At 69.4% G+C, this 5088-nt stretch carries 3 protein-coding genes and 1 pseudogene; 2 read left to right on the top strand and 2 right to left on the bottom strand.

Annotated features, from left to right (window positions below; genetic code table 11):
* The first annotated feature begins 106 nt into the window (after positions 1–106).
* Positions 107–2593, top strand: coding sequence for a type IV secretion system DNA-binding domain-containing protein (locus tag ABZ570_RS33500; RefSeq protein ID WP_358072129.1), 2487 nt, complete (start codon positions 107–109; stop codon positions 2591–2593).
* Between the two features lie 212 nt (positions 2594–2805).
* Positions 2806–3723: a replication-relaxation family protein gene (locus ABZ570_RS33495; RefSeq protein WP_358072127.1), complete on the top strand. Its 918-nt coding sequence runs from the start codon at positions 2806–2808 to the stop codon at positions 3721–3723.
* 207 nt (positions 3724–3930) lie between these two features.
* Here the strand turns inward: ABZ570_RS33495 and ABZ570_RS33490 are convergent, their stop codons facing one another.
* Positions 3931–4680: a DUF4839 domain-containing protein gene (locus tag ABZ570_RS33490; protein WP_358072124.1), complete on the bottom strand. Its 750-nt coding sequence runs from the start codon at positions 4678–4680 to the stop codon at positions 3931–3933.
* Positions 4681–4751: 71 nt separating this feature from the next.
* Positions 4752–4958: pseudogene (locus ABZ570_RS33485) on the bottom strand (transposase); the annotation flags it as partial.
* Positions 4959–5088 lie beyond the last annotated feature (130 nt).

The following is a 5088-nucleotide window of genomic DNA, read 5'->3' as shown; positions in this document are numbered from 1 at the left end:
GCCATTTATGGCCGACCCCGATGCGCGGCATGACGGGGACGATCGATTACGCCGGCTCGGGTGCAGCGCCGCCGCCTTGCGTGTGCGTAACCCCGAAGGACGCCCCATGGCCTCACCTGCACGTCTCCTACCGCCCGCCCCCGCCGGCGCCGATCCCGGCTCGACCATCCCTCAAACACCGGCGACCCGCTGGATCCTGCAGGCGGTGGACTGGGCCACTGACCGGCCGTGGCTGCTCGGCGTCGCCGCCGGCCTAGTCCTCGTCTGGGTCGCCAGCCGGAACATCGTCGCGCTGCGGCGGCACCGGCACCACACCATAGGTGCGCGGCTGGTCATCATCGCCCCGCCACCACAGGTCGACGAGCGCGGTGCCGCCGCGCTGTGGGCGAACCTGGCCGGCATCCTCACCCCATCCCTCAAGCGTCGGCTGCTGCACGGCACACCGCACGTCGCCTGGCAGTACACCTGGACCGGCCGGCAGCTGCTGATCTCCCTGTGGGTGCCCGGCACCGTGCCGAACGGGGCGGTCGAGGCCGCCGTGCGCGCGGCGTGGCCCGGCGCGGCCACCACCACCAGCGAACCCGCCCCCGAGCCGATCCCTGTCGAGACGGCCGCGGCGGTGGGCGGTCAGGTGCTGCCGGTGGCCGCCGAGTGGCTGCCGTTCAACGCAGATCACGACGTCGACCCGCTGCGTGCCCTGATGGCCGCCGGAGCCCAGCTCCACGACGGCGAACACGCCTGCGTGCAGATCCTCGCCCGGCCCGCCGCACCCGGGCGGGCCGGGCGGGCGCGTCGTGTCGCCGGGCGGCTGCGCCAGGGCAAGACCCCCGTCCCATCGATCAACCTGGCCAGCCCGCTGGCCGAGCTGATCGGCATCTTCCTGCCGGGTCCCAGCCGTGGCCACGCCGGCGTGACGGCCAGCCGCCGCGACCCGGCTGTGGAGCGGGACGTGCGGGCGATCCTGGACAAGACTTCCCACCAGCTGTGGGAGACCGGCATCCGGTACGCCGTCGCCTCCCGCCCCTTGCGGGATGGCACCCTGCCGTACCAGCGGCTGCGGGGTATCGCCGACACGATCGCCTCCTCATTCGCCGTCTACGCCGGCCGCAACCGACTCGCCCACCGGGCCCGGATGCCCCGACCTGTCGCGATCCTGGCCGCCCGACGGCTCGGTTCGGGCTTTCTCACCAGCGCCCCGGAACTGGCCGCGATGGCCGGGCTGCCCCGCGACCTCGCGGTGCCCGGCCTCGACCGGGCCCGCGCCAAGTCGATGCCGGTCCCCGTCGCCGTACCCACCGGCGGGCGGGGCCGCAAGGTCCTCGGCAACGCCGAGGTCGGCGGCCACGCCGTCGCCCTGTCCGTGCCCGACGCCCGCTACCACACCCACATGGTCGGCCAGACCGGCAGCGGCAAGACCACCCTGCTGGCTAACCTGATCATCGACGACATCAAGGCCGGCCGCGGCACCATCGTCCTCGACCCGCACGGTGACCTTGTCCTCGACGTCCTCGACCGCATCCCGGCGAGGATCGCCGAGCGGGTGGTGCTGTTCGACCCCGCCCAGCCCAACCCACCCGCGATGAACCCCCTCGAAGGCGACGACCCGGACCTGGTCGTCGACAACCTCGTCTCCATCTTCGGGTCGATCTTCTCCAAGGCGTGGGGTCCGCGGATGGACGACGTGATGCGGGTGTCCTGCCTGACCCTGCTGCGGCACGCCAACGTCACCCTTCAACACATCCCACCCCTGCTCAACAGCGCCCAGTTCCGGTCGGCGATGACCGTCGACCTCGATGACCCGGACGGTCTGCACGGCTTCTGGCAGTGGTACGACGACCTGTCCCCCGCGCTGCGGTCGCAGATCATCGGCCCCGTCCTCGCCCGCCTCCGGGCGTTCCTGCTGCGGGACTTCGTCCGCAAGACCATGCGCTACCCCAAGTCGAGCTTCGAGATGGGCGAGATCCTTGACGGCGGGGTGCTGCTGGTCCGCATCCCCAAGGGCGAGCTGGGGGAGGACACCAGCAGGCTGCTCGGCTCGCTGATCCTGGCCCGGGTCTGGCAGGCCGCGACCGCCCGCGCCAGCATCCCTGCTGACCGGCGCAAGGACTGCTCCATCTATCTTGACGAGGCGCAGAACTTCCTCACCCTGGCCGCGAGCCTGGACACGATGCTCGCCGAGGCCCGCAAATATCGCCTCGCGATGACCCTCGCCCACCAGGACCTCGCCCAGTTCCCCCGCGAACTGCTTGCTGCTGTGTCCGCGAACGCCCGCAACAAGATCTACTTCAGTGTGGCGCCGGAGGACGCCCGTGTCCTGGCCCGGCACACCCTGCCCGAGCTCGACGAGCACGACCTGGCCCACCTCGACGCCTACACCGCCGTCGCCCGGCTGGTCGTGGACGGCCGGCAGACCGCCGCGTTCACCCTCAAGACCCGCCCGCCGCTGCCGGTGGTGGGTGAGGCCACCGCGATCCGCCACCAGGTCGCCCAGGCGGTTCCGGTCCAGGACCCGTCCGCCATCGACGCCCTCGTCAGGCAGCACAGCCAGAAACCGGACGACCGGCGCCACAGAAGCCGCAAGCCGTCCGCGTAACCGGATCTGTCACCGCGACAGGTGCCGGCTTCCGTAGTGCGATCCCAACCGGGATCCACCACCCCTTCCACCTCGAACTCTCCCGCCGGCTGACAGGCCGTCGGTGGCGGGCTGTTCGCGCCGCACTGCGGCCTGACAGCCGGCCACTGTGGCCGGCCCCCGCTCAGACACCCCTCCGTATGGAGGGCTCCGTTTCCCTAGGAGTACTCACCGTGTCCGGCCGACTTCCGCCTCGCCCCGCCTCATCCGACCCCTACCTGCACACCCGCCGCCTCACCACCCGCGACCGGCAGCTGCTGGCCTGGCTCGCCGAGCACTACCTGCTCTCCACCCACCAGATCACCAAAGCCCTGTTCCCCTCCGGGCGCAGCGCCCGCCTACGGCTGACCCTGCTGCACCGCATCCACGCCGTCGACCGGTTCGTCGACACCACCGCCGCCGACTCCACCCAATACCTCTACGCGCTCGGGCCACTCGGACTGAAGCTCAACCGCCACGCCTACGACGACCCCGACAACCCCGCCGCGAAACCACCCCGGAGCAGCCGCGACCGCGCCGACCGCATCATCGGCAGCCGTAAACTGCGCCACCTCCTCGGCGTCAACGACTTCTTCACCGACCTGCTCGCCCATGCCCGCACCCATCCCCCAGCTCGGCTGGAGCGGTGGTGGTCCGAGCAGCACGCCACCGACGCCTACGGCGCCGCCGGGATACAGCCCGACGGCCACGGCGTCTGGGCCGTCGACGACGCCACGGTCGGGTTCTTCCTCGAGCACGACAACGGCACCGAGCCCCTCGGGCGAGTCCTGGCCAAACTCCGCGCCTACGAACGGGTCACCCAGTTCGGACCCCGCTACCCCGTCCTGTTCTGGGTACCCAGCCGGGGTCGCGAACGCAACCTCCTCAACGCGCTCGCCGGCGCGTCCGCCGCGATGCCGATAGCCACCGCCGTGCACGGCACCGACCCGGCCGGGCCGGTGTGGACGCTGACCAGCGACCCCGATCGGCTTCACCACCTGCACGAACTTCCCAGCGACCACGGCCCGTACGCGGCCACGAACCCGAACCGCTGGTCTCCACAAACGGCCCCTACTACTCCGCCAGGGCCATTGCGTAGTTGTGAAGCGTAGAGAACTCCGCGATCAGCGGCGCGATTCCACCCGCTCCCCCGCCTCCACAAAGGCCACTCGCCCCGTAGATCCCCACTTCAGGGCATACACCGACCGACTACCCCATCTCCCTGAGGATGTAGCCGAGAGTGATCGCGGTCAGGATGATGCTGATGGTGGCGCCGGTCGGCCGTGCACGCCGGTCCGTGATGATCCGACTCGCGTCGCCTACCGAATTTCGGTAGAGACCGGCTCAAGGAAGAACAGGCACTGGTCCGGGTTGTACTTGCCAACCCGCGCAACGACGTGGAGAAGGTCGCCGGTACCTACGGAGTCCGGGATGTTCGCGCCAGTGAGATGCAGGTCAGGGACGTTGACGTCTTCGAACTTGAATGCGGGCCCAACCACAGATTTCGGGCCCTTGCCCGGAGAGACGAGGATGTCGTAGCGAGTGTTGTAATCGCCGTGATTTACCATCGATGCGATGGAACCATCGAACTCGATGGTCCTGCCCTCGTACTTGGCCGCGAACGTTCCGACCGTCTCGTCGCAGTAGTCCCGCACCGTCAAGAGCGCCGCGAGATCCTTGCTGTTCTCGACCGTCAGGACCTGGTCCGCGTCGGACGCATCTGAAGCCGATTCTTCGGGCTTCGGCGCCTCCGAGGGCTTTTCGCTGGCCACGACCGTCGTCTCGCTCGGCGACTTGGTCGACTTGGGGTCCTTGTCGTCTCCGCCTTCGAGCGCGCTGGCGATTCCGATGACGATGGCCAGGAGCAGGACGACACCGGCCGCCACGGCAACGAGTACCCACGGGACCTTCGGCTTCGGGCGGCGGAAGTTCAGCGTTGTCCGCAACGTCCCCTGCTTCTGGTCGACGAACTCCCAACCATCCTGCTGCCACTTCGCGATCGACCTGGCCTCCATACCGCGGATTGCCTGCACGGACTTGAACTCGTACTGCACACCGTCGTCAGCCATGCGGCTCCCGCACCCCCCGAATCGGATTCATCACTCACGGACTCCTCGCGAGGATAGGGGGCTCAGCGAAGTTAGCGGGGGCCGAGGTGACCTCGGGCTCGTCCGGTTGGGGCGCAGCGGGTTCGGAGCCGTTGGCTGACGGGGCCGCGGAAGCCGTAGGCGTCGCGGGCGACGGTCTTGATCACGCGGTTGGCGCCCTCGGAACCGGCGTTGGTGATACTCGTATGGATGAACGCCAGGATCTCCGGCCACCAGGTCTGCACCGTGGTCGCCAGGCGTTCGAGAACAGCACCGTGGGCACGTTGAAGGACGCGCCGCGCAGACGCTGGACGTCAGGTCGCCCCACAGTCGTTCGGAAGATGTCAACCAGTTCGGGGCGGATTGTTCAGGGATTCGTTGACTGAGCTG

It is taken from the genome of Micromonospora sp. NPDC007271 (genome assembly GCF_040634005.1).
In the GTDB taxonomy this organism is placed as follows: Bacteria; Actinomycetota; Actinomycetes; order Mycobacteriales; family Micromonosporaceae; genus Micromonospora.
Note: the sequence above shows the minus strand (reverse complement) of the source record. Positions and strands in the feature narration are given on the sequence as shown.

Bases quoted from the DNA above. Each gene is read 5' to 3' on its own strand.
- ABZ570_RS33490 (WP_358072124.1), bottom strand. From the start codon at position 4,680: ATGGCTGACGACGGTGTGCAGTACGAGTTCAAGTCCGTGCAGGCAATC.
- ABZ570_RS33500 (WP_358072129.1), top strand. From the start codon at position 107: ATGGCCTCACCTGCACGTCTCCTACCGCCCGCCCCCGCCGGCGCCGAT.